Here is a 26,190-nt window from a genome sequence, read left to right as displayed (position 1 = left end):
TATCTTTTTAGAAAACACTTGTTTTTAAAGTGTGAACATTGTATCATATGGAATATAGATTTTCAAGGAGGATTCACATGAACGATTATATTTCTACAAGAGACGCACACCAAAGCGTTTCCAGCAAGCAAGCCATACTAAATGGAATGAGTCCAGATGGAGGTTTATACGTACTTCCAACTTTAGATCAAATTCATTTAGATTTATCCTTAACATGTTCAAAGTCTTATAAAGAAAATGCCGTTTATATACTTTCACATCTTCTTACAGATTATACGAAGGAAGAATTGGTGACATGTGTTGAAAATGCATATGCGAATGCTTTCTCTAAAAAAGAGATTACACCTGTAAAAAAAGTAGATGATGTTTATGTGTTAGAACTTTTCCACGGTCCTACATGTGCCTTTAAAGATGTTGCGTTAACTCTTTTACCACAATTAATGTCCTGTGCCTTAAAAACTACGAACCAAAAAGCATTGATTTTAACTGCCACAAGTGGAGATACAGGTAAAGCGGCTTTATCTGGGTTTTGTGATGTAGAAAATATTGGTATTAATGTTTTCTATCCATATAAAAAGGTTAGTGCCATTCAATATCGTCAGATGGTTACGCAAAAAGGAAAGAATGTGAATGTATTTGGAATTCAAGGCAATTTTGATGATGCGCAAAGCCAAGTAAAACGTCTATTCTTAGATGAAGAATTGAATGCGTATTGTGCGAAACAAAATATTCTTTTGACAAGTGCTAATTCCATTAATGTGGGTCGTCTGGTTCCTCAAATCGTTTACTATTTTGATAGCTACAAACAATTAGTGCATCAAGGTGCTATCAAATTAGGGGATAAAGTTTCATTTAGTGTTCCAACTGGAAATTTTGGAGATGTTTTAGCTGGATATTATGCATATTTGATGGGGTTGCCAGTAGAAAAGTTCTATGTTGCCAGCAATGCGAATCGTGTATTAACAGATTTTTTAACGACAGGTATCTATGATCGAAATCGAGATTTTATCCAGACTATTTCACCAAGTATGGATATTTTGATTAGTTCAAACTTAGAACGACTATTATATTATGCATCTAATAAGGATACACAAAAAGTATCGAAATGGATGCAGGAATTAAATGAAAAGGGTCGTTATCAGATTGATGATGAAACTTTTAAAACCATTCAAAACTTATTTACGTGTGGCAGTGTAGATGACAAAGAAACGAGTGAAGAAATCAAATTGGTTTATGATAAGACAAACTATGTTTTAGATCCGCATTCGGCCATTGCGTACAAAGTCGCAAAAGAATGTAAAGATCGTCCTATTGTTTCTTTGGCTACAGCTTCACCTTATAAATTCAGTCAAGATGTTTTGAAAGCATTAGGATATACGGAAGATAATGAATGGATGGCTATGCAAGATTTATCAAAATATTGTCAAGATGCAATTCCTACTCAATTAAAGGAACTTCAAGACTTAGATGTTTTACATGATCGTGTTATCGATGTAGCATCTATGAAAGACGTGGTATGTGAAAGTACAAAAGAGGTATTCCATGATTAGTGTGTGTGTCCCAGCAACAAGCGCAAATTGTTGCGTGGGATTTGATTGTCTTGGTATGGCTGTAGACTGGTGGGCTCACTTTACTTTTGAAGAAAGTGATACGTTGATTGTAGAAGGTTGTCCGGGTGAATTTAAAGGACAAAACAATTTAGTCGTGCAAGCCTTTTATACAACTTGTGACTATTTACATTTGGGATATCCGACTTTTAAACTAACGATAGATACAGATGTGCCTTTTGCCCGTGGCTTGGGTTCAAGTTCAACGTGTGTTGTTGCGGGAATCTTAGCTTGTGATGCATGGTTTAAAAAGGGTATGGACAAGATGGAAATCTTAAAGATTGCCACAAGTATAGAGGGACATCCTGATAATGTAGCACCAGCTATTTTTGGTCAGGCTACAGCTTGTTTTATGGAAAGAGAAGATGTGAAAATGAGTCTTGTTCCATGTGCAAACTATCACTGTTTGGCCATTGTACCTCGTTATGAAGTAAAAACTTCTCAGTCAAGAAAGGTTTTGCCGACTGGTATGGCATTTAAAGATTGTGTTTCACAAGTATCGCATGCACTCGTCTTTATTCAGGCTTTGCAACAGGGGGATGAGTCTTTACTTGCAAGTTCTTGTAGGGATTTGTTGCATGAACCATATCGTAGGCAATTTATTAAGGAATATGATAGGATAAAGAAGTATTGTGATTCAAAACAACTTCCAATGTGGATTTCAGGAAGTGGTTCAACTATTATGGTTGTTTCGTTAGAAGAATCTCATTTGGTTGAATTATCCAAGATTTTAGAATCTTGTTTTAGTGAATTGGATTATAGATTTTTAACTATAGCCAAAGAGGGGGCGTTTATAAAATATGAGTAAATATTATGTTGTGAGCGGCGATATTTTACCGGATGTTTTAGAACAAGTTATGCAGGCACGTATTTTATTACAGTCGGGCAAGGCAAAAAGAATTAGTGAAGCTGTTAAAATGGTTGGTATTTCGCGGGGCACATATTATAAATATAAGGATGCCGTTTTTTCATTTAATGCAGAACAATCGAATCGTAAGGCAATTATTTCGATGATTTTAAGAAATGAAAAGGGCACACTTTCTAAAGTTTTATCTTTAGTATCTGTAAAACAAGTTAATGTTTTAGCTATTAACCAAACGATTCCTATTAATGGAATTGCCAACGTAGCACTTACTTTAGATATTAGTGATTTAGAAATCGGTATTCAGTCTTTAGTCAGTTTGATTGAGGCTATGCCAATGGTAGAAAAGGCTGATTTGGTAGCTGTAGAATAATGAGACGTGTTTTAAGTTTTATATTTGGCTGGTGCTTTATCATTGTTTGTGTTGTGTTTAGTATCAAGAGTACAGCATTAAATCCAGATTTTTATATTCCTGAATATGAAGAGATGGATTTGGCTAGTGATATTGGTGTTTCTAAGAAAGATTTGAATCAAAGTATTCGTTTATTGTTGGATTATTTAGATGACAAGCGTGATGATATCAAGGGACATATCACGTGGTATGGTGTATCTCAAGAAACTTTTAATGAAAAAGAAACGAGTCATATGGTGGATGTAAAGGCGTTGTATCAGAATGCTTTAAGGTTTGCTAAAACAGCGCTTATTATTCTAGTGTTGATTATTTTATATTTTTACTGGAATGAAAAAGAATTGATGTTTGCGTATTTGAGTAAAGGTTTTTTAACGGCCATGTTTACATTCATAGTAATGCTTGTGTTCTTTGGGTTTTGGATCTTTACAGATTTTACAAGTTTCTGGACATGGTTTCATACGATTTTCTTTACGAATCAATTGTGGCTGTTAGACCCCAATACGGATTTCATGATTTGTATGCTTCCAGAAACAATTTTTTATAAGCTAGTACTTGCTTGTGTAATCAAAGTGATTTGTTTTGTTGCTCTGGCAAGTGGATTGGCTATTTATTATATGGTGAAAAAGGCACCGATAGGTTTTGAAAGATGATTGTACTTGCGTCTAAATCTCCGCGAAGAAAAGAGATATTAAAAGACTTGGGCTACGATTTTATTGTTTGTCCAGCCAAAAAGGATGAAGTGTTTGATTTAAGTTTAGGTTTGGATGAGGCTTTAAAAAAGGTTGCTGAATCTAAGGCAAAAGAAGTAAGAGAATTCTATTCAGACTCGATTATTATATCGGCAGATACGATTGTATGTTTGAATCAAAAAATATTGGGTAAGCCAAAATCAAAAGAGGATGCGATAAAGACGTTGAACGCATTATCAAATCGTAGGCATCAAGTAAAAACGGGTGTTTGTGTAATCTATAAAAAACAAACTTTTTTACATGTCGAAACGACAGATGTTTATTTTAAGAAACTTACAGAACAAGATATTATTTCGTATGTAAATAGTGGGAAATGTATGGATAAAGCAGGCTCTTATGGTATACAGGAATGTGATTTTGTGGATCATATTGAAGGTGATTATACCAATGTGGTAGGCTTACCAAAATATGTGGTGGAATCAATAATGAAAGACGTTGCACTCTAGTTATATAAATGATAAAATAGCGTGGTAATAATTAGAGGAGGAACATGTAAATGTCTAATGTTATTAATAAAAAAGATTTAGCTGAAAAATTGGCTGAAGAATTCGGTTGTTCAAAAAAAGACGCAACAGCTTATGTTCAATTCGTATTCGATACAGTAGCGGATACTTTAAAAGATAATGGTACTGTAGATGTATTCGGATTTGGTAAATTCTCAATTAGTGAAAGAGCAGCTCGTACTGGTATCAATCCAGCTACTAAGGAAAAAATTGAAATTGCTGCAAGCAAATCTGTAAAATTTAAAGCTAGCAAAGCTTTGAAAGACGCTGTTAAGTAAGAAGATTCGATAATGAATCTTCTTTTTTTTCATGTTATAATATTAAATACAAAATTAAGATAATTGAGAGGAGAATTCGATGAGTTTACCAATTTATGTAATTGGACACAAAAACCCTGATACAGATTCAATTTGTGCTGCTTTAGCTCTTGCAGAATTAAAAAGACAGACTGGAATCAATGCGGTAGCTGCTCGTTTGGGGACTTTGAATCCAGAAACTAAATTTATATTAGATAAATTACATGTAAATATGCCAGTTTTATTAACGACTGCACGTTCAACGTTGGAAGAAATTGAAATTGATGATGCGGTGACAATTGAAGAAGGGCAAACGATTCGTCGTGCATGGGATTTATGCTTAGAAAATCATGTAAAGACTTTGTATGTTGTTGATGATAAAAATGAATATAAGGGTATGGTTACTTTAGGTGATGTTTCTAAGATTCAGATGCAGGATTTAAATATTACGAGTGAATTATTAAAAGAAACACCATTAGAAAATTTAGTTGCCAGTGTAAAGGGGTCTTTTATTTTAAAGGGAAATCTTGAAAGAAGTGGATTTGTTCGTATTGCGGACAAACGCTTGATGGATAGAGATCTAAAAGGTGCCATCATGGTTTTAAATGATCATGAAGATAGTATGATCAAGAGTATGGCAAAGGGTTGTGCTGTTATTGTCGTGGCAGAAAATTTTGTTCCAAATAGCTATATTATTGAAATGGCAAAACAAATGGGAGTTACTTTAATTAGTACGCCTTATAATATTATGAAAATCATTCAAATGATTTATCGTTCGATTCCGGTTGAATTGATTATGACTCCGGCTAATAAAGTGATTCGCTTTAATAAAAGTGAATATGTAGAGGATGTGGAACGTGAAATGTTGAAGACGCGTCACTCATCTTATCCTGTTGTGTTCCAGAAAAAAATATTGGGGTCTGTCGCTCGATATAACTTATTGAAGGCTGAAAAGAAACAGTTTATTCTTGTGGATCATAATGAAAAGAAACAGAGTATCAGCGATATTGAAACGGCGAATATTGTAGAGATTGTGGATCACCATCGTATTGGTGATATTGAAACAGATCGTCCAATTGTATTTAGAAATATGATAGTAGGTAGTTCTTGTACGATTGTTGGATTGATGTATGCAGAATATGGTGTTAAAATGCCTGAGATCATCGCAAAATTGATTGCGTATGGCATGATTAGTGATACAATGAATTTTAATTCACCAACATGTACGACAATTGATTGTAATTTGGCAAAGCGTTTATCAAGTGAATATGATATTGATTTTGATGCGATGGCTAAAGAATTATTCGAAAATACGGCTACGATTCGTGGAAAAGAATTCAAGAATATTCTTTACAATGATGTTAAAGAATATATGTTGAGTGGATATCATATTGCGGTAAGTCAGGTTTTTACGTTTGATTTGAGTATTGTGGATGAAATTAAAGAGGATTTCTTGAAGTACATGGATGAACAAAACACGATACATGAATATGACTTGATGTTGATGGTTATCACTAATGTCGAAGGTCGTGGTTCACGTTTCTTATATGTAGGTAAGTTATCGCATTTTGTTCGTGATGTTGTAGAAGAATTCAAGGATCAAGGATTTGTTTCTCGTAAAAAACAAATTGTGCCTCGTTTAGCACAAGAACTGGCATAAAGGGGGATTTAATATGGCAGTAGAAAAAAGATTAATGCATTATGCATCATTTGACACACAGTCAAGTGAAGAAAGCACAAGTGCACCTAGCACTGAAAAACAATTGATTTTAGCTCGTGAACTAAAGGCTGAATGTGAAAAATTAGGCTTTGATTCTGTTGAATTAACCGATACAGGTATTGTGTATGCATACCTAAATGCGAATACAGATAAGAAGATGGATCGTATTGGGTTTATTGCACATATGGATACGGCAACTGAAATTACGGGGGCGAATGTAAAGTGTCGTGTAATTTCAAAATATGATGGAAATACAATTCAATTAAATGAAGAGTATTCCATGTCTAAAGAAGAATTTCCAGCTTTGGCAAACTGCATTGGAGATGATTTGATTGTTACAGATGGGACGACATTACTTGGTGCAGATGATAAAGCAGGAATTGCGATTATTTTAGAGGCTATGGAACAGTTGATTCGATCAGAAAAAGAACATGGATTTATTGCGGTTGCCTTTACTCCAGATGAAGAAGTAGGTCGTGGTGTCGAAAACTTTGAGTTAGATAAGTTTACCGTGGATTACGCGTTCACAATTGATGGTGATCGTATTGATTCGGTTGATTATGAGACATTTAATGCAGCACAAGCTATTGTCACATTTGATGGTACAAGCATTCATCCTGGAGATGCTAAGGATCGTATGGTCAATGCGAGTTTATTAGCAATGGAATATGCTTCGAGTCTTCCAAAAAAACAAACACCTTCACATACACAGGGGCGTCAAGGATTCTATCATTTAGTGGATATGGAAGGAATTTGTGAAGATGCAAAATTAACTTACATTCTTCGTAATCACAGTAAACAAAGTTTTATTGCACAAAAACAGAAGATGGAAGCAATTGCGGATAAGATGAATGAAAAATACGGAAATCGTGTTCATGTATCGATTCGTGATCAATACGAAAACATGCGTCAATATATGCATGGGGATATGCGTAGTGTGAATAAGGCAAAATATGCATTGCGTCAATGTGATGTAACACCAGTTAGTACACCAATTCGTGGTGGAACTGATGGTGCAATGTTGACGGCAAGAGGATTAATTTGTCCAAACTTAGGTACGGGTTCATTTAATCATCATGGTCGTTTTGAATTCGCAAGTATTCAAAAGATGGAAAAGATGGTTGAAATCGTATTAAAAATCGTTGAGTAGGAGGTTGTCATGGATTACGCTAAAGAAGCTTTAAGGCTACATGCTAAGTGGAATGGTAAATTAGAAACTGTTCCAAAAATGAAGATTGAAAATAGAGATGATTTATCGATTGCCTACACACCGGGTGTTGCGGCACCTTGTTTAGAAATCGAAAAAGATAAAAAGAACAGTTATGTCTATACGGGTAGAGCACATACTGTTGCGGTTATTAGTGATGGTAGTGCGGTTTTGGGATTAGGAAATATTGGTCCTGAAGCAGGTATGCCGGTAATGGAAGGTAAATGTGTATTGTTTAAGGCGCTAGGAAATGTGGATGCCGTTCCATTATGCTTGAATACACAAGATACAGATGAATTGGTTCGGATTATTTCGAGCTTAGAGCCAAGCTTTGGTGGAATTAACTTAGAAGATATTGCGGCTCCTCGTTGTTTTGAAGTTGAAAAAAGATTACAGGAAAAAATGAATATTCCTGTTTTCCATGATGATCAGCATGGTACAGCTATTGTAGTTTGTGCTGCTTTGGTAAATGCTTTGAAATTGGCTGAAAAACAAAATTCAACAATCGTAATCAATGGTGCGGGCAGTGCTGGTGTTGCGATTGCGACTTTGATTTTAAAGATTGGTTTGGGTAATGTTATTTTAGTGGATAAGCAAGGTATCTTAACAGCTGATATGGATTTAACAAGTGGTCAAAGAGGATTGATTGATAAGTTAAATAAAGAAGGAAAAACAGGTTCTTTAAAGGATGCGTTAGTTGGTGCAGATGTATTTATTGGTGTTAGTGCAGGTCATATCGTATCTAAAGAAATGATTGCGTCTATGAATGAAAAGGCAATTGTATTCCCAATGGCGAATCCAGTGCCTGAAATTGAGCCGGAAGACGCAAAAGAAGCTGGTGCCTATATTGTGGGTACAGGTCGTAGTGATCATCCAAACCAAATCAATAATGTGTTGGCTTTCCCAGGTATCTTTAAAGGTGCATTAAAAGCAGGTGCAACTTGTATCAATGATGCGATGAAAGAAGCGGCTGTTTATGCGATCAGTTCAATGATTACAGAAGATATGTTGGATAGTGAACATATTATTGTTTCCGCTTTAGATCCAAGAGTTGCAGATGTTGTGGCTCAAGCAGTTGCAGATGCGGCAAAAGAAAGTGGTGTAGTGCGTGAGTAGAGTTGGTATTGTTGCAGAAGGTGGAGGTACTAAGGCTGCTTATTCTGCAGGAGTATTAAAATGTTTACTCGAACACGACATTATTCTTCCTTATTGTGTAGGAATTAGTGCGGGTACAGAAATTTTATTGAGTTATGTTTCAAAACAGGTAGATCGTTTAGAGGTTACAGGTGTTGATGCACCTTGTCAAAAGGGTGTAGTTGGATGGCGACCATTCTTTAAAGAAGGTTCGATCTTTGGTATTGAAGCTACGTATGATTTTATTGAGTCTAGAGTTCCATTGGATTTAGAAGCTTTCCAAAATAGTGAAACGCAAATGGAAGTAGGATTGTATAATCTAAAAACACATAAGGTAGAATATTTTAATAAAAGTTATATTGATAAAGATGAAACGTTGATCAAGGCAAGTTGTGCTTTGTTGCTTCTAGCTAAACCTTATAAGTTTAATGGGGAAATGTGGATGGACGCTGGTCTTGTAGATATGATTAGCATTGAACAAAGTCTTCGCGCTGGAAACGATAAGCATATAGTGATTTCTACAAAGGAAGAGGGCTATGTTCGTAAGCCGGCTCCCAAATGGCAATTGTGGCTGTCAAACTTGGTTTATAAGGATAAACAAATTACAGATGATTTAAGAAATCGTCATGTTCGCTATAAGGAACAGTGGGATAAGATTGCTGAACTTGAAAAAGAGGGTAAGGCATTGGTTTTGCGTCCTCATAAAGATCTTGGAGTCACTCGTTATACAACAGATCCAGAAAAATTGGGTCCTTGGTTTCAATTAGGATATGATGAAACTCTAAAGTGTATAGATCAGATTAAAGAATTCATTAAATAGAAAAACCTGGATTTCCAGGTTTTTCTTTTGCCACAACAATCATTTAAGGAGGTGTATTGCGGCATTAGTGACCACATTGTGCGAAGTGTTATATGTTTTAAACTACTAGAAAAGAGATTGTAGTCACATTTCTAATTATAGAGGTTCAATGTGAATTTATTATTAAAAATCAAAAATTCTTTTAAAAAGATTAGAAAGAGGCTATTATTAAGATATGAATGGTTATTTTTTTGATATGGATGGAACACTTTATAATAACAGGTTCCATGAAGTGAGTGAGAAAACTTTTAAAATGTTAAATGAACTACAAAGCCAAGGACACTTTGTAGCTTTATCAACGAGTCGTTGTCAATCTGAATTAAAGAATCTTCCTTCTTGTATGCGTTCATTTCAATTTGATTGTATGATCAGTGATGGTGGCGCTTTGATTTTGGATAAACAAAAAGAGATTCTTGAAATGAATTGCATTCCAAAAGAAAAAATGAGAAGTATAGATCAATTTTGTAAGGAACGAAACTTGGAATATCGTTATAGTACGAGAGGGGGAAATTATTTTGGTATGCCATATTCTAGTTTTGCGCATAATATATACTTTGAATTGTATCTGAACAGTCCAGTTTATAAACCTTATAAAGAGGATGAAGTGTTGAACGTTTTACTTTTTTGCCAAGGAGAAACAAAAGAGGCGTTAAGACCTTTGATCAAGGATTTAGGGTATGTTGAATATCCGGATTGTTTTGAATTGCGTGCGAATCAAGTAGATAAGGCAACGGCTGTGAAAAAAATCATGGTTGCTCATGCATTTGAAACAACGTATTGTTTTGGGGATGGAACCAATGACATTGATATGTTGAAGCTTGCCGACGTGGGTGTTGCGATGGGCAATGCATGTGATGCATTAAAAGAAGTTAGTGATGTTGTAATTGGAAGAGTGGATGAGGATGGTATCTACAATTTCTTAATGGGAAAATAAAAGCTGAATAGGAGGAGAATAAGATGGCTTATATTTTAGAGAATGATGTATTGAAATTAGAGTGTGCTGGAAAGGGTGGCGAAATGCTGCACTTAGTAAAGAAGAGTACAGATCATGAAACTTTATATCAAGGAGATCAGGGGTGGTCTGGTAGAAATCCTTCTTTATTTCCAATGGTAGGAAATACATATACAAAGGATTATGAGATTGATGGTAAAAAATATGCGATGAAAAATCATGGATTGATTCGTTATGCGACTTTAAAGGGTGAAAGTCAAGAAGATGAACTTGTATTTAGCTTAGATGCGAATGAGGATACGTTAGCTCAATATCCTTTTAATTTCCATTTTGAGATTGGATATAAATTGGATGGAAATAAAGTTTTAATTCAGTATCATGTAAAAAATAATGACTCTAAGGACATGCCTTTTGGGTTTGGTTTGCATCCTGCCTTTAAATTGGATGATGAGTTTTCTACGTATACTTTGGTATTTGAAAAAGAAGAAAATACGAAACAATTGTTGTTTGATCCTAGCTACAAAAAGAATGTAGAGTATCAGGATGTTGCATTTAAAGAATGGAAATTATCTAGAGAAGATGTAAAGAAGTATGCGACGATTATTTATAAGGATTTAAAATCAAATTATGTAACTTTAAAACATGGAGATGAAGAAGTGGTTCGCGTATCGATTGAGGGATATCCATATTTGGCTTTATGGACTCATGATAGTGCATCGGATTTCTTATGCATTGAACCTTGGTATTCCCATGGGGATTTCGAAAAAGAAACACCAGATTTCTATCATAGAGAAGGAACTATGGTTTTAAAACCAAATGAAGTGTGGTCTTGTTCATACTGGATCGAGGTACTTTAAGAAGGAGAAATCCTTCTTTTTTAATAAGAATTTGTATTTTTAAAGAACAAATTTGCACTTTTTAGTTTACTTTCGCCTAAAATCTTTTATTTTGGTTAAAAACAGTTATAATGAAATTAGTTCAGAAGGAGAAAGAAAAATGTTCGGAAAAGAAAAATCAACTTGGGAAGAATTAAGTGGTATTTTTACTGCACAGGAAATCTACCAACAACCTGCCACTTGGGCAAAAACAATTGCTCAAATTAAAAATGAAAAGGAAGCTTTAAAGAAATTCATGGAACCTGTATTAAGTGATCCAGATTGTGATATCGTGTTTACAGGTGCTGGAACAAGTGAATATGTAGGTAATGCATTATATTCATATGTTAACCGTTATACTGGTTACCATGCAAAATCATATGCTTCTACTGATTTAGTAGAAACTCCAGAAAACTATTTATCAAGAAACAAAAAGACTTTATTAGTGAACTTTGGTCGTTCAGGAAACTCTCCTGAAAGTGTTGGCTCAGTACAAGTTGCTGATGAAGTATGTAAGGAAAATGTGTATCATTTATTCATTACATGTAACAAAGATGGGGCTTTAGCAAAAGCGGCTGCTACTCGTGACAATGCTTATGATATTAACTTAACACCAGAAACTCATGATCAGTCTTTCGCAATGACTTCAAGTTTCTCTAACATGATGTTGGCTGCATTATTATGTTTCCGTTTAGATGATATTGATGAAGTTGCAAAAGAAATGGAGAGTGTTATCGCTCAAGGACAAAAATTTGTTGATGAAGGATACAAAGTATGTGAAAATTTAGTTGCTGACTTTGCGGAATTTAACCGTATTGTATACTTAGGTGCAAATACATTGAAGGGTATTGCTCAAGAAAGTCAATTAAAAATTTGTGAATTAACTGCTGGTACAGTTACAACTACATTTGATAGTCCAATGGGATTCCGTCACGGACCTAAATCAGTTATCAACGATGAATGTTTAACAGTTGTTTATTTATCAGATGATGAATATCAAAGACAATATGAATATGACATTATTAAAGAAATGAGTGGACAACGCAAAAAGAACCGTTTAGTTGCAGTTTCTAGTCATGCAGATGCTGAAATCGAAGGATTAGTAGATACATTCATTAACTTTGATTTAGATGCGCCAAAAGATAATATTTTCTTAGGATTTGACTATATTTTAGTTGCTCAGGTTATTGCGTTATTTAAATCATTGAGCTACAAGATTACACCAGACAATCCATGTCCAACAGGTGAAGTAAACCGTGTTGTTAAGGGTGTTACTATTTACCCATATACTGCAAAGTAAGAATTTAGAGGAGAAAATTAGAGGAGAAAAAAGAAGATGATAGGATTAATTGTTACTGGTCATGGCCACTTTGCGACAGGTTTAACTACAAGCTTAAACTTGATTGCTGGAGATGCAAAAGAATATGTTGCTGTAGATTTTGAATCCACAGATTCAACGGATGATTTAGCAAAAAAATTAACAGATGCTATGGATTCATTAAAAGACTGCGAAGGAATCATTGTATTAAGTGATTTAGCTGGTGGTTCTCCATTCAAAACGGCTGTTGAAATTGGATTCCCAAGAGGAAACGTAGAAGTTGTTGCAGGTACAAACTTAGGTATGTTAGTTGAAATCAACTTAACTCGTACTTTCTCTGAAGATGTTCATGCTTTAGCTGAATCAGCTTGCAGCGTTGGAAAAGATCAAGTTATGCGTTATGTATTCCAACACATTGAGCAAAACGACGATTTTTCAGATGGTATCTAATATTTAAGCTAGGCTTTGCCTGGCTTTTTTTGAACCAGAGGCTTTGCCTGGCTTTTTTTGTAAAAACTTTTCAAATATCTGAAAATGAGGTATGATATTTTCATATACGGAGGTATTTAGAATGGATTATAAAACTAGAATTGAGGCATCTATTCAAGAGCATTTAGATGCATATATGGATATTGTAAAAACACTATACAATAATCCGGAAACAGGTTTTGAGGAGTATGAAACACAGAAGGTATTGGTGAAATATTTAGAAGATGCTGGATTCGATGTGAAATCGAGTGTTGTGATCGATACAGATTTTGTGGCTGAGTATAAATCGGGTAAAGAAGGGCCAACAATTGCTTATATGTGTGAATATGATGCACTTCCTGAAGTTGGACACGGATGTGGACATAACTTGATTGCTGGTATTGGTATTGCGGCTGGTGAAGCATTAAAGAGTGTTGTTGATGAAATTGGTGGAACAGTACGTGTTGTGGGTACGCCTGGTGAAGAAAACTTTGGTGGAAAAGTTAAGATGAGTGAAGCTGGGGTATTTGATGATGTAGATGCAGCTTTAATGGTTCATCCAAGTACAGAAAATGGTGTCGGATCTAGATCATTAGCTATTTTACCAATTAAGTATGAATTCTTTGGTAAGAATGCGCATGGATGTCGTCCTCAAGAGGGGCACAGTGCATTAGATGCAGCGATTAGTACATATACACAGATTTCAATGTTACGTCAATTTGTGACTCCAGGATCATATATTCATGGAATTATTCGCGACGGAGGTTTAGCTGCCAATGTAATTCCTGCTTATGCAAGTATGGAGTATTATTTTAGAGCAACTACGATGGCATATTGTAAAGAGATTGCAACTCGTGCAGAGGATTGTGTGAAGGGTTCTTGTATTGCAAGCCAAACAACTTACAAAACAAGTATGTATGAATGTCCTTATGAAGATACAAAAATCAACTATACACTAGCTGATATGTTGACAGAAAAATATAAAGAGCTAGGAGTTGAGCAAATTAATCCGGTTGATGAAATTCCATGTGGTTCTACAGATGTTGGAAGTGTAAGTTATGTTTGTCCAACAATTCAGGGAACTATCAAAATCGCAGATTGCTCAGTTGCTGGTCATTCTAAAGAAATGGCGGCTGCAACAATTAGTGAAGATGGAAAAGCTGGATTAGTAACAGCAGCTACAGCTATTGCGTTAATTGGTTTAGATTTGATTACTGAACCTGAAAAGTTAGAAAAAGCAAAAAAAGAGTTTAAAGAAGGGACATGCTAATTAGCATGTTCTTTTACTTTGTGAAAATGTTTTCAAAATGGGGTTTTTAAATTGATTTTGTGATAATTATGTATTTTTTTTGCCAATTTTTATAATTGTTAGTGATAAATATTAAAAAAATACTAAAAAGTGCAAAAAATTGCTTAAAATGTGTAAAGCATTTATGCATAGAAAATGTATAATATAGTCAAGATAGTTATTCTTTAAAGAAGAAAGCGCTATCAGGAAGGAGAGAGAATATGCCAAATATCTTATTAACAAGAATCGACAATCGTTTGATTCACGGTCAAGTTGCAACTCAATGGAGTGGAGTTCTAGGAGCTAACTTATTATTAGTTGCAAATGACGCTGTCGCAAAAGATGAATTCCGTCAAGGTTTGATGAACATGGCTGCTCCAGCTTATGCTCAGACTCGTTACTTCTCAATTCAGAAGACAATCGACATTATTGGAAAAGCAAGTCCTGCTCAAAAAATCTTCATCATTTGTGAAACACCTCAAGATGTATTACGTCTAGTTGAGGGTGGTGTTCCAATTAAAAAATGTAATATTGGAAACATGCACATGTCTGAAGGTAAACGTCAAGTTGCTACTACTGTAGCTGTAAATGACGATGATGTTGCTGCATTCAAGAAATTGCAAGAATTAGGTGTTGAATTAGAAATTCAACGTGTACCTGACATCGCACCTGAAGATATTAATAAACTTTGGAGTTAATCCAAAAAAAGGAGAAAATGAAAAATGAATATTGTAGAAATTGTGTTATTGGCAATTGTAACATTCTTTTTTGCCATCGACCAATTCTCATTAACTGAAATCGTTTATCGTCCTATCATTGCTTGTCCAATTATTGGTGCAATCCTAGGTGATGTAAACACTGGCTTAGTTGTTGGTGGTACATATGAGTTAATGATGGTTGGTAACATGCCAGTTGGTGGAGCACAGCCTCCTAACGCTGTATTAGGATCAGTTGTTGCTATGATTTTCGCTGTTAAAGCAAAAATGGACATTAATGCTGCTTTAGGAGCTTGTATGATTTTCGCTACATTCGGACAATACGTTGTAACATTAACATTTACAATCATGTCTGGTTTAATGGCTAAAGCTGATAAAGCTGCTAATGAAGCTAACCCTAAAGGAATTACAGCTGTATGTAATACTTCTATGGCTATCTTAGGTACTTTATTTGCTGTAATCGCTATTTTAGCATATGTTGGTGGAACTGCTGCTTCTGGTGCTTTACAAAGCTTAAGTGAAGAAGCAAGCTGGTTCATGGGCGGTTTAAGTGCTGCCGGTGGAATGATGCGTTTCGTAGGTTTCGCTGTATTGTTAAAGATTATGCTTTCTAACGACTTGTGGGGATGGTTACTAGGTGGTTTTGCAACTGCATTGCTATTTGGTAACGTTGAAGCTACTGCTTCTGCTTGCTTGATCTTAGTTGCATTCATCGGTGTTGCAATCGCATTATTAGACTTCAAGATTACTTCTATTGAAACAAAAGCTGCGCAGGGAGGTGTAAGTGATGGAATCTAATGCAATGACTTCTTACAAGGATACTACTCCTGCTGCAAGATTAGATAAACAAACTTTAAATAAAATGGTATGGCGTTCTTGCCAATTACAGGCTGCGTTCAACTACGAACGTATGCAATCTGCTGGTTGGTTATGGGCTATGTTACCTGGTTTGGAAAAAATCCACACAAATAAAGATGACTTAGCTGCATCTATGACTCACAACATGGATTTCCTTAATACTCACCCATTCTTCGTAACATTCGTTATGGGTATCGTATTATCAATGGAACAACAAAAAACGGATATTCAGACAATTCGTTCTGTACGTATCTCAACTGCTGCTCCATTAGGTGGTATTGGTGACGCATTGTTCTGGTATACATTAATTCCTATCACTGCTGGTTTAACTGCAAACATGGCTATTGATGGAAGTATCATGGGACCAATCTTATACTTCGTTATCGCATTCGGTGTTGAAATGGTTTTACGTTATGCTTTAATGTACTGGTCATACAACTTAGGTTTAACTGCTGTTAAGATGATGACTGCTAACGCTAAAGCATTCACTCACGCTGCAAGTGTATTAGGTGTATTCGTTGTTGGTGCTTTAATTTCTAACTATGGTGGAGGAACTAAATTAGGTATCTCAATCGCTAATGGTGAAGGTGATCCAATTGTAATCCAAAACTACTTAAATATGATTTTACCTTGCTTAATCGCATTCGCATTCACTATGATGTGCTATGTATTGATTAAGAAGAAAAACTGGACTCCAGTAAAATGTATCGCATTATTCTTAGTAATCGGTATTGTTGGAGCTGCATTCGGAATCTGGGCAGGTTCATATACACCTCTAGTACCAGTTCCATGGTCAGTAGTTGCGTAGGCTAATCTAACGAAGTTAGAATATTTTCTCTCAAATATAAGGTTGTAACGGATTATATCCTTACAACCTTTAATTTTATTTTTAGCTCATTAAAAAATTTTTTGATGATTTAAAAATGAAATTAAGGAGGTACAAATTATGGCTGATAAAAAATATCCAGTTCTTTATGCAACAAGTATTAAAGGAACAATTTTTAGACATTGTGGAGTATACAATACAATTTATTTCAATATATATAATAATAAGGAATTAGAGGATAAACCTTATTACTTAGAGTATATGGAAAAGACAAGGGAAGAAGTTTATAAGGCAATCCAGAATAAATTTACAATGTCTCAACCATTAAAAGTGACAAATGATCATAAGGTTTTCATTATTTTTAGAGGCAATGTTGATATGCGTGATGTGAAAACTTTCTGCAAAATGATGCTACAGGAATTAGAATATTTTACAGAAGGTATTCATGTAGCAGATTATGCTGAATTAGAAACGATGTTTATGGAGATTGGTCGTGCTCCAAGTTTTTTGAAAGCTTCAAAAGTTGGAGAAAAGTTGACACAAACCGATATTCTTGACAAAATAATGGTACATATGGATGGTCATGATCAACCGCAGGATAATGGTTGTCTGACACCATATACAGATTATGTTGATTTTAAAGAAGAAGAGAAACGACAAAATCTAAAAAAAGAAGAACTAGAAGAAGTAGTTGAGTGGTAAGGAGATAGTTATGGCAGAAGGAAGAAAGACAAGAAAAAAACAGGAAACTGATTTAAAGGGTAATGTATCTGGTTGGCATGTTTATAAAGATGAACGTGGAAGAGCGGTATATTATGATGTGTTTTCTAAAAATGGATATATTTTAGCAAATAATGAAGATCGATATAAACAATTCAGTATGCGCTTTGTGATGGGAGCTATCGGATTCATTTTGATGTTGATGTTTGATATGCCTATCTGGTTATGTGTTTTAGCTGGTGTTGGAGTATATGGATTTTTAGAATTTAGATTTAGACGATTCTTGAAAAGCTTAGCTCGCGTTGAAAACTTTAAGTGTAATGAAAAAATGAAGAGTGAAGCTTCTATTAAAACTTTAGATACGAATAAAATTATTTTGAAAATGGTTCTATTATTAGCGTTAGCTGTATTGATTATTATTAATGCATATAACGAAAACTATACAGGTTGGATGTTAACTCTTAATTATGTAATTAGTGCATTAACATTTATCTTTGCGTTATATCATGCTAAAGAATTGATTTCAAGAAAGAGTAAGTAAAAGGTTCGGTTGAACCTTTTTTTTGCAAAAAAAAATGCGCATCTATAAGATGCGCAATATTTGTTTTAGCGAACTAATTCTTCCTGGTGACTAGCATAAGTATATTCTTCAATTGTATACATAACACGAGCTTTAATTAAATCTTCAGGTGTGTTGTTCAATTTACCTTCACGTACCAATGTATATTGGAAAGGCATATACTGACTTAGCAATGGTAATGGTACTGGGTGTTCTTTTAAGTTTGCCAATAATTTAGCTAAAGCATTCTTAACATTTTCTTGAGGTAAATAGTAACGGCAACGGTCAGAGAATGAATATTTACGTTTGAATGCAATTTCATTTTCTGTTCCATGATAATATGGAGCCCATTTACCAGGGTTTGCTAACATGGCTTTGTCTAATTCTTCACGGAAATGACTCGTTTCAAATCCATAAACAGCAGCCAATTCTTCTTCAATCATGCATAATGAGAAGATTCCTTCACGAGCGGCATAAGTAAGTCCAGGACCAACTTTTAAGATGCCAACACCATCTTCTACTAATTCACGTAATTTGTATTTAGTTTGATAATCAGTTGAGTGTCCTTCAAATACTAATTTGTCAAAATCTTTAATGCTTGCCATTAAATCTTTAGCACGTTCACGATCGTATTCTTCGCATCCGGCATCTTTTTCTTCAACACCTGGCTGAACAACAGCAGCAATAACGTGGTTCCAAGCATCTGCGATTCCCATATCATCAAATGCTTTTTCAAATGTAGCTACAGTACTTTTGAAGTCTTCAGGTTTTGTAACTTGCATACCAGCATTTTCTTCTTGTGCTCCACCAGGGATTGGAACTTCACTACCGACGATATATACTGGGTGAATCGCTTCTGGATTTTCTTGAAGTAATTCTTGGTAAGCTTCTTCGCAAACTTTAGCTAAAATAGCTCCACGACGAGCAATTGTTTCATCACTTAAACGAGTATTTGGATCATCATCAGCAACTTTCATACTTGTATCAATATGAATTTTAGTGAAACCAGCACGAACATAGTCGTGTACTAATGTTTTTGCGTATTCCATAGCTTCTGCTTCCGGTTTGTTTGCGACTGTTAATGGTCCTAAGTGGTCCCCACCTAAGAAAATACGATCACTTGATAATCCAGCTTCTTTTGCTTTTTCATGACAGAAGTTGAAGAAATCTTTTGGTGTCATTCCTGAGTAACCACCATTTTGATCTACCTGGTTAGCAGTTGATTCAATTAAAACACATGAATCTTGTTTTTTTGCGGTTTCCATCGCAGCTTCAATAACGAATGCATTACTTGAACAGCATGAATAGATAGCTACGGCTTTACCTTCTTTTTGTTTTTTAACAATGTTTAATAATGGGTTTTGTTTAGGCATTGTATGTCCTCCTTAACTGTTTTTATTATACAGTATCTTTAACATTTTTTCTTCTTTTTAACATAAAGTTAATTAAAAAGTGCAAATATTACTAATTTGTTAAAAATGACAAAAGCATTACTAAAATGTACATTTTATTTTGAAAGCGCTATGCTATAATATTAGAAGAAATATGGAGGAGATAACAATGAAGGTTATTGTATGTGAAAACTATGATGAAATGTCAGCAAAGGCATTTGAAGTCATCAAAGAATTATTGGATGCTAAGAAAGATGCTGTCTTAGGTTTGGCAACAGGATCTAGTCCAGTTGGATTATATAAGGAAATGATCCAATACCACAAAGATGGATATAGCTATAAAGATATTAAATCTTATAATTTAGATGAATATGTAGGAATCGATCGTAAAGATCCTCAATCTTACTATACTTTTATGTATGAAAACTTATTTAAAGATATTGATATTGATTTAAATAATACACATGTTCCTTATGGAAATACAGAAGCTGATTGTAAAGCTTATGAAGATGCTTTAAGTGAAGTATCAATTGACTTACAGGTATTAGGAATTGGACAAAATGGACATATCGGATTCAATGAACCTGGTACACCATTTGAAACATTAACTCACATCGTTGATTTAACAGAAAACACTCGTGAAGCAAATGCTCGTTTCTTTGATAACGATATTAACAAGGTTCCAAAACAAGCTATTTCAATGGGAATTGGAACAATTATGAAATCTAAAAAAGTATTATTAGTGGCTAATGGTGAAAATAAAGCAGATGCTATTAAAGCTATGATCGAAGGACCAATCGATACTGCATGTGCTGCAAGTGCATTACAAAATCACGCTGATGTAGTTGTTGTATTGGATAAAGCTGCTGCTAGTAAATTAACTAAATAATTGCGATTATCTTTATAGGATAGGGAATTCATTTCTCTATCCTTTTTTTTTGTGTTAAAATTAAGTTGTATGAAAAAATGGATATATAGAATCGTTTTTGTCGTTAGCCTTTGTGTATTTGGGTACAGTGCCTATAATTTATGGGATATATATTCACAGAAACAACAAGTTGCGACACAGACAAAACAATTAGAAAAAAAAGTAATTAAGAAAAAAAGAGAAAATAAAGTAGTAAAGAATGTTTTAGAACCTGATTGGGCAGCACTTCAAGCAGAGAATCAAGATATAGTAGGATGGATTTATGTTCCAGGTTGTGATATTTCTTTTCCTGTTATGCAATCGAAAGATAATGAATATTATTTGAATCATACAGTGAGTGGGGAATATAATAATAGAGGTTCGATTTTTTTGGATGCGAATGCGAATGCACAATTTCAAGATGATAATTCCATTATATATGGCCATTCTGTTGAAGGTGGAGGCATGTTTACCTTGTTAAAGAAGTATTGTGATGAAGATTTTTTTAAATCGCATCCAGTATTTTATTTATTAACACCAGGTGCGAATTTTAACTGTCATGTATTTACATTTGCGAAAACTACAGACGATAGTGTATTCTATACAACGTCATTTGGAGATTATAGACAAGAGACTTTAGATTCTATGAAACAGTCGTCTACATACTTCAATGATTTGGTGAATACAGATCAAAAGTTTGTTTCTTTATCCACATGTGATTTAGATTATGGATTTGATTCGAGTCATCGTTTTGTTTTAACTGGACAACTGGAAAAGACAAGTGACGATATTGTTTTAAAAGATTGATATATGATATACTTGGTGAGGTTTTTAATATGAAAATTTGTTTTGTGACAGGAGGAACAGGGGGTCATATTTATCCGGCTTTAGCTTTAGCAGATAAAATGAAAGAACTTGATTCTTCGACTGAAATATTATTTATTGGAAATGATGATCGCATGGAAAAGGATTTGATTCCGCAAAATGGCTATGCGTTTAAGGCTCTACATACTTCTGGATTAGTAGGAAATGCATTAAAAAAATGTATGGCGGTTTGTCAGATGTTTAAAGCAGAAGGTAAGGCAAAAAAATACTTAAAAGAATTCAATCCAGATGTTGTGATTGGATTTGGAGGATATGTGAGTGCGCCAGTTATTATGGCGGCTCATTCTTTAGGAATCCACACCGTAATTCATGAACAAAACTCCATTGTTGGTAAGGCCAACCAGCTTGTTATGAAGAAAGTGGATGCGATTATAACTTGTTATGAAAAATGTAATGAGGTTTTTCCAAAGGAAAAGATTCATATGTTGGGAAATCCAAGAGCAACAATTGCCAAAGAGGCAATATTTGATGAAGACTATTTTAAATCATTAGGTTTAGATTTAGATAAAAAAACAATTCTTATTGTGATGGGTTCTTTGGGCTCTAGTTCTGTAAATGAATTAATGAAGAGTGCTTTAAAGGATGTCAATGATGATTTACAATTTTTGTATGTCTGCGGAAAAGACAATTCTCAAGATTTGAATTTATTTGAAAGCCAAAAAAATATTCATGTTGTACCATATGTAGATACATTGCGTATTTATGGACATGTAGATGGAATGGTTTGTCGTGCAGGTGCTACAACGCTTGCAGAAGTAACGGCTTTAGGGATTCCTTCTATCGTGATACCAAGTCCTTATGTGGCAAATAACCATCAATTTTATAATGCGAGTATGCTGCTAAGACAACAAGCTTGTCGTATTATTGAAGAAAAGGATTTGAATGCAGAAACTTTGCAAGGTCAAATTGTATCTTTATACGCAAATCCAGTGGTATATGAACAAACACATGAACATGCATTGCAGATGGGTAAACCGAATGCGGCATATGATATTATAGATTTATTAAAAAATATATGTAAAAAGGGGAAATAATATGAGCATAAAGGATCGTTTAATGACGTATGCAGAAGTTTTAGAACATGAGCCTATGAAGAAACATACCACTTTTAAGATTGGTGGTTGCGTAGACTATTATATATATCCCAAAAATTGTACAGCACTAATGTGTGTGCTTGAAATACTTGCACAGGAAAACATTCCATATTATGTACTTGGACGTGGATCTAACGTTTTATGTTCGGATACAGATTTTCATGGTGCAATCATCAATCTAGATCGTACTTTGAATGATTTCTACTTTGAACCAGATGGAGTTCTAGTAGCGCAAGCGGGATGTTCAATTATAAATATGGCAGTAGAGGCCATGAAAAGATCACTAACAGGTTTGGAATGGGCAAGTGGAATTCCAGGCTCGATTGGTGGTGGACTTTATATGAATGCCGGAGCCTATAAGGATAATTTGGCTAATCATTTAATTGATGTCTGTGTTTTAAAAAATAATACAATTTGTTGGATGAAAAAAGATGAATTGGATTATGCATATCGCCATTCTATCTTCCAATCACACAAGGATTGGACTATTTTAGTGGGTCGTTTCCAATTAGAAAAAGGAAACCAAAATGATATTCGTGATTTGATGGATTCTAGACGTGAAAGAAGAATGAGTGCACAGCCTTTGGATAAGCCTTGTGCAGGTAGTGTGTTTAGAAATCCAGAAGAAATTCCAGCTTGGAAATTGATTGAAGAGCTGGGATTAAGGGGCCATAAAATTGGTGGTGCAATGGTTAGTGAAAAGCACTGTAATTTTATTGTGAATGATGATTTGAATGCGACAGCTCAAGATGTTCGTGATTTGATTCATGAAATTAAAACTCGAGCAAAAAAAGAATATAATATTGACATGGTTACGGAAGTTGAGCAGTTATATTGGTAAAGAAAAAAGTTAAGCTAACTATTAAACAATCGATTATTTTTAGTCTTGTTGTTATGATGGTAGCTAGTATTTTTGTGTATTATTTTTCTACAGATTCCCATGTCAAGGTTTTATCATGTAAAAACAACTATTATTTGTCAGATAGTGAAGTCTACGATTTGGCAAATGTGAGTACGAAGACACGTATCTATTTAATGCCTTCGATTATATTGGAGAAGAGAGTAGAAAAGATGCCTTTTGTACAGTCTTGTGATGTTTCAAAGAAAAATCGAAAGCTTACTTTTAATGTGCAGGAAAAATTGATGGTTGGCTATTATGTGAAGGATAATAAAAATTATGCCCTTTGCCAAGATGGCTCTTCGATTGAAATAGATGAACAGTATTTAAATATAATTGTACATTTTCCTTTGTTGTCAAATTTTAATGCAAAACAAAGAAAGCAGTTGTGTGAACAATTTCAAAAACATCGAAAAGTGTTAACTCGAGAATTAATTGAAAAGTTTGCAGAAATCGTACCTTATAAAACAAGTTATGATAAAAATATGTTTAAAATCACAATGCAAGATGGGAATATTGTTTATACCAATTTAAAAAGTATAAAAATGTTATCTAAATACCAAAGTGTTTTGACAAAACTAAAAGGACAGTCTGTTTGTCTGGTTTTGGATTCTACGCATTCAACAATTGAAAAGGTGAATTGTGATGATTTGAATTCGAAACAAAAGGTTGAAGAAAAACAGGAAGAGAAGATGGAAAAGGCCGAAAAGACTGAAGCAACAGATGAAAAAACTTTGGAAAATACCGAGGTTCAAGAAGAACAACAGCCAACAGAAGATGAATCTTGGAATCAGGTTGAATGGGTTTATGATGATAACACAGGCGTGTATTATCATGAAGACATTGGAATGTATTATGATCCAAATACAGGTGAATATTATGATGGAAATGGTACATATTATTATTGGGATGAGGAATCTCAAAGCTTTGTAGAAGCGTATTAGGATTTGTGTTTATATTTTAAGTAGAGTATAATTAATAAAAACGGGAGGTTTTATTATGCCTATTAATAAATCAACAGAATACGGAAATATCGAAATTTCATTAGATGCGATTGCCAATTTAGCTGGTGGAGCAATTACTGAATGTTATGGTATTGTAGGTATGGCTAGTCAGAAGACATTGAAAGATGGCTGGGCAGAATTATTGAAAAAAGAAAACTATGCTCGTGGTGTTGTTGTGACACAAGATGAAACGGGATTAGTTTTGAATCTTTATATTATTGCATTACAAGGAATTAAATTAAGTCAAGTTGTGTATGAAGCACAAAAACGTGTTAAATACGTATTGGAGAAAACTTTGGAAGTAAAATGTAACGCTGTAAACATCTATGTCCAAGGTGTTCGTGCGGTAAAGTAGGGGTTAAGAGATGGAAAGAATTAATGGTATTTTATTTAAACAGATGCTTGAATCCGGAATGAATAACTTATCAAATCATTCAGCGGAAATCGATGCATTGAATGTTTTCCCTGTGCCAGATGGAGATACAGGTACAAATATGCATTTAACCGTATCAAATGGTGTAAAAGAAGCACTTAAAACGAATTCAGATTCTGTAAAAGATATTGCGAAAACGTTATCTCGTGGATTATTAATGGGGGCACGTGGGAACTCTGGTGTTATTACGTCTCAGATTTTTAGAGGAATCTATCAAGCAGTTGAAGATTTAGATGATATGGATGCATCCCAATTGGCTCATGCATTGGTTAATGGAAGTCGTGTGGCTTATCGTGCTGTTATGCGTCCAGTAGAAGGAACAATTTTAACTGTTGTTCGTGAAGCTGCAGATTATACATATGCATACACTACAACTGAAGATGTTACAGATTGTATGGATGTTATGAAGAAGATGGTGGAAGAAGCCAATGCTTCTTTACAAAGAACCCCTGAATTATTACCTGTACTTGCAGAAGTAGGTGTAGTTGATAGTGGTGGAAAAGGTCTTTGTGTGATCTTAGAAGGATTCCTTGCTGCTATGGAAGGTCATCCAGTTCAACTTGAAGGTGTAAAAGCAACTGGTGAAAGTGCACAAGCTAAAGTAGAGGGTGGAGAAGAAGAATATGGATTCTGTACAGAATTTATTTTGAAGTTATCGGAAAATGGTGTTCGTCATTTCTCTGAAATTAGCTTTAAAGATGAATTAGCAACAATTGGTAATTCAATTGTTTGTGTGCAAGATGATGATTTAGTAAAAGTTCATGTTCATACATTAGAACCATTCACAGCGATTAAAATGGGACGTCGTCAGGGTCGTTTTATTAAGTTAAAAGTTGAAAACATGCAAGAGCAGCATGACAATATTATCGAAAAAGAAGAAGAGGAAAAAATGGCAGAACACAAAAAATATGCCATTATTACCGTAGCTCCTGGTGATGGAATCAAGAAGATGTTTACAGAACTTAGAGCTGACATTGTTGTTGGTGGTGGACAAACAATGAATCCGAGTACAGAAGATTTTGTTTCAGCCGTTGAAAAGTTGAATGCAGATCATATCTTCATTTTACCAAACAACTCAAATATTGTTTTAGCTGCTAGTCAGGCTGCACAGGTATGCTCAGATCAAGATATTCATGTACTTCCAAGTAAAACAATTCCACAAGGATTAAGTGCTTGTGTTATGTTTAATCCAGATGTTGAATTAGAAGATAATTTAGCTGAAATGAATGAAGCTATTGAAAATGTTAAATCTGGTGAAGTGACTTATGCGATTAAAGATACAACATATGATGGTCTTGAAATTAAAAAAGATGAATATATGGGCATTTTTGGAAAAGATATTTGTGTATCTTGTCCAGACTGCATGGAAGCAACAAAAAAATTGTTGGATAAAATGTTAGATGACGATAGTGAACTTGTTACTTTGATTTATGGTGATACAGCTACAAAAGAACAGGCTGAAGAAATCGCTGCTTATATCGAAGATAACAGTGATGCAGAAGTTGAAATCCATGAAGGAAATCAACCGGTTTATTCATTTATTATTGGTGTTGAATAGTAACAAGCAATGAATCCATCAGACTTAGTTCTGATGGATTTTTAGTACAATAAATTTTGTAGGGGGTTGCTGAATTTGCTCTCCAGGAATT

28 protein-coding genes are annotated in these 26,190 nt (G+C 34.5%); 27 read left to right on the top strand and 1 reads right to left on the bottom strand.

Annotation, left to right across the window (positions count from 1 at the left end):
- Positions 1-77 precede the first annotated feature (77 nt).
- The 20 genes from thrC to H8911_RS02775 all read left to right on the top strand — a co-directional run bounded on the left by thrC (position 78) and on the right by H8911_RS02775 (position 17,911).
- Positions 78-1,550 (top strand): threonine synthase, encoded by a 1,473-nt coding sequence (thrC, locus tag H8911_RS02870; protein WP_186998643.1) that lies wholly within the window; start codon positions 78-80, stop codon positions 1,548-1,550.
- Positions 1,543-2,415, top strand: a complete 873-nt coding sequence (gene thrB / locus H8911_RS02865) for a homoserine kinase (RefSeq protein WP_186998642.1) — start codon at positions 1,543-1,545, stop codon at positions 2,413-2,415. Before thrC ends, thrB begins: the two co-directional genes overlap by 8 nt.
- Positions 2,408-2,842, top strand: coding sequence for an ACT domain-containing protein (locus tag H8911_RS02860; RefSeq protein ID WP_117925958.1), 435 nt, complete (start codon positions 2,408-2,410; stop codon positions 2,840-2,842). The genes thrB and H8911_RS02860 overlap by 8 nt, the downstream gene beginning before the upstream one ends.
- Entirely contained in the window at positions 2,842-3,531 is a 690-nt protein-coding gene (locus tag H8911_RS02855; protein WP_117925960.1) for a TIGR01906 family membrane protein, read from the top strand. The genes H8911_RS02860 and H8911_RS02855 overlap by 1 nt, the downstream gene beginning before the upstream one ends.
- Entirely contained in the window at positions 3,528-4,076 is a 549-nt protein-coding gene (locus H8911_RS02850) for a Maf family protein (RefSeq protein ID WP_117925962.1), read from the top strand. The genes H8911_RS02855 and H8911_RS02850 overlap by 4 nt, the downstream gene beginning before the upstream one ends.
- Before the next feature lie 50 nt (positions 4,077-4,126).
- Entirely contained in the window at positions 4,127-4,411 is a 285-nt protein-coding gene (locus H8911_RS02845) for an HU family DNA-binding protein (RefSeq protein WP_003863836.1), read from the top strand.
- 79 nt (positions 4,412-4,490) lie between these two features.
- Positions 4,491-6,089, top strand: coding sequence for a putative manganese-dependent inorganic diphosphatase (locus H8911_RS02840; protein ID WP_186998641.1), 1,599 nt, complete (start codon positions 4,491-4,493; stop codon positions 6,087-6,089).
- Positions 6,090-6,102: 13 nt separating this feature from the next.
- The gene (gene pepT / locus H8911_RS02835) at positions 6,103-7,299 is read left to right on the top strand and encodes a peptidase T (protein ID WP_117925966.1); all 1,197 of its coding nucleotides are present in this window, start codon (positions 6,103-6,105) and stop codon (positions 7,297-7,299) included.
- 9 nt (positions 7,300-7,308) lie between these two features.
- Positions 7,309-8,472, top strand: coding sequence for an NAD(P)-dependent malic enzyme (locus H8911_RS02830; protein WP_117925969.1), 1,164 nt, complete (start codon positions 7,309-7,311; stop codon positions 8,470-8,472).
- On the top strand, positions 8,465-9,310 hold the full coding sequence (locus H8911_RS02825) for a patatin-like phospholipase family protein (RefSeq protein ID WP_117925971.1): 846 nt from the start codon (positions 8,465-8,467) through the stop codon (positions 9,308-9,310). Before H8911_RS02830 ends, H8911_RS02825 begins: the two co-directional genes overlap by 8 nt.
- A gap of 214 nt (positions 9,311-9,524) precedes the next feature.
- Positions 9,525-10,283, top strand: coding sequence for a Cof-type HAD-IIB family hydrolase (locus H8911_RS02820; RefSeq protein WP_186998640.1), 759 nt, complete (start codon positions 9,525-9,527; stop codon positions 10,281-10,283).
- A gap of 23 nt (positions 10,284-10,306) precedes the next feature.
- A complete protein-coding gene (locus tag H8911_RS02815) occupies positions 10,307-11,158 on the top strand; it encodes an aldose epimerase family protein (protein WP_186998639.1) in 852 nt (283 codons plus the stop codon).
- A 139-nt stretch (positions 11,159-11,297) separates the two neighbouring features.
- A complete protein-coding gene (locus tag H8911_RS02810; protein ID WP_117925977.1) occupies positions 11,298-12,476 on the top strand; it encodes an SIS domain-containing protein in 1,179 nt (392 codons plus the stop codon).
- Between the two features lie 36 nt (positions 12,477-12,512).
- A complete protein-coding gene (gene agaF, locus H8911_RS02805) occupies positions 12,513-12,944 on the top strand; it encodes a PTS galactosamine/N-acetylgalactosamine transporter subunit IIA (RefSeq protein WP_117925979.1) in 432 nt (143 codons plus the stop codon).
- A gap of 121 nt (positions 12,945-13,065) precedes the next feature.
- Positions 13,066-14,232, top strand: coding sequence for a M20 family metallopeptidase (locus H8911_RS02800; protein ID WP_186998638.1), 1,167 nt, complete (start codon positions 13,066-13,068; stop codon positions 14,230-14,232).
- A gap of 239 nt (positions 14,233-14,471) precedes the next feature.
- Positions 14,472-14,948 carry a PTS galactosamine transporter subunit IIB gene (gene agaB, locus H8911_RS02795; protein ID WP_003863846.1) on the top strand — a complete coding sequence of 159 codons (477 nt, stop codon included), beginning with the start codon at positions 14,472-14,474 and terminating at the stop codon, positions 14,946-14,948.
- Between the two features lie 24 nt (positions 14,949-14,972).
- Positions 14,973-15,764: a PTS mannose/fructose/sorbose/N-acetylgalactosamine transporter subunit IIC gene (locus H8911_RS02790; protein ID WP_117925986.1), complete on the top strand. Its 792-nt coding sequence runs from the start codon at positions 14,973-14,975 to the stop codon at positions 15,762-15,764.
- Positions 15,754-16,632, top strand: coding sequence for a PTS system mannose/fructose/sorbose family transporter subunit IID (locus H8911_RS02785; protein WP_117925988.1), 879 nt, complete (start codon positions 15,754-15,756; stop codon positions 16,630-16,632). Before H8911_RS02790 ends, H8911_RS02785 begins: the two co-directional genes overlap by 11 nt.
- A 138-nt stretch (positions 16,633-16,770) precedes the next feature.
- A complete protein-coding gene (locus tag H8911_RS02780; RefSeq protein WP_117925990.1) occupies positions 16,771-17,352 on the top strand; it encodes a hypothetical protein in 582 nt (193 codons plus the stop codon).
- A 10-nt stretch (positions 17,353-17,362) separates the two neighbouring features.
- Positions 17,363-17,911: a hypothetical protein gene (locus tag H8911_RS02775; RefSeq protein ID WP_186998637.1), complete on the top strand. Its 549-nt coding sequence runs from the start codon at positions 17,363-17,365 to the stop codon at positions 17,909-17,911.
- 65 nt (positions 17,912-17,976) lie between these two features.
- Here the strand turns inward: H8911_RS02775 and H8911_RS02770 are convergent, their stop codons facing one another.
- Complete coding sequence (locus H8911_RS02770; protein ID WP_117926541.1) at positions 17,977-19,302, bottom strand: class II D-tagatose-bisphosphate aldolase, non-catalytic subunit; 1,326 nt, start codon at positions 19,300-19,302, stop codon at positions 17,977-17,979.
- A gap of 187 nt (positions 19,303-19,489) precedes the next feature.
- Between H8911_RS02770 and nagB the strand changes: the two genes are divergently transcribed.
- The 7 genes from nagB (at position 19,490) to H8911_RS02735 (ending at position 26,099) form a co-directional block, all read left to right on the top strand.
- On the top strand, positions 19,490-20,209 hold the full coding sequence (gene nagB, locus H8911_RS02765) for a glucosamine-6-phosphate deaminase (protein WP_186998636.1): 720 nt from the start codon (positions 19,490-19,492) through the stop codon (positions 20,207-20,209).
- 69 nt (positions 20,210-20,278) lie between these two features.
- Positions 20,279-21,034, top strand: a complete 756-nt coding sequence (srtB, locus tag H8911_RS02760) for a class B sortase (RefSeq protein ID WP_117926549.1) — start codon at positions 20,279-20,281, stop codon at positions 21,032-21,034.
- Between the two features lie 29 nt (positions 21,035-21,063).
- The gene (murG, locus tag H8911_RS02755; protein WP_186998635.1) at positions 21,064-22,146 is read left to right on the top strand and encodes an undecaprenyldiphospho-muramoylpentapeptide beta-N-acetylglucosaminyltransferase; all 1,083 of its coding nucleotides are present in this window, start codon (positions 21,064-21,066) and stop codon (positions 22,144-22,146) included.
- A gap of 1 nt (position 22,147) precedes the next feature.
- Positions 22,148-23,047 carry a UDP-N-acetylmuramate dehydrogenase gene (gene murB, locus H8911_RS02750; protein WP_186998634.1) on the top strand — a complete coding sequence of 300 codons (900 nt, stop codon included), beginning with the start codon at positions 22,148-22,150 and terminating at the stop codon, positions 23,045-23,047.
- The gene (locus H8911_RS02745) at positions 23,041-24,048 is read left to right on the top strand and encodes an OCRE domain-containing protein (protein WP_186998633.1); all 1,008 of its coding nucleotides are present in this window, start codon (positions 23,041-23,043) and stop codon (positions 24,046-24,048) included. Before murB ends, H8911_RS02745 begins: the two co-directional genes overlap by 7 nt.
- Before the next feature lie 55 nt (positions 24,049-24,103).
- Positions 24,104-24,463, top strand: coding sequence for an Asp23/Gls24 family envelope stress response protein (locus H8911_RS02740; protein ID WP_117570682.1), 360 nt, complete (start codon positions 24,104-24,106; stop codon positions 24,461-24,463).
- A gap of 10 nt (positions 24,464-24,473) precedes the next feature.
- Positions 24,474-26,099 (top strand): DAK2 domain-containing protein, encoded by a 1,626-nt coding sequence (locus tag H8911_RS02735; protein ID WP_186998632.1) that lies wholly within the window; start codon positions 24,474-24,476, stop codon positions 26,097-26,099.
- Positions 26,100-26,190 lie beyond the last annotated feature (91 nt).

The sequence above is a fragment of the Holdemanella hominis genome, from assembly GCF_014306155.1.
GTDB lineage: Bacteria > Bacillota_I > Bacilli_A > Erysipelotrichales > Erysipelotrichaceae > Holdemanella > Holdemanella hominis.
This window is presented reverse-complemented; position numbering and strand designations above follow the sequence as displayed.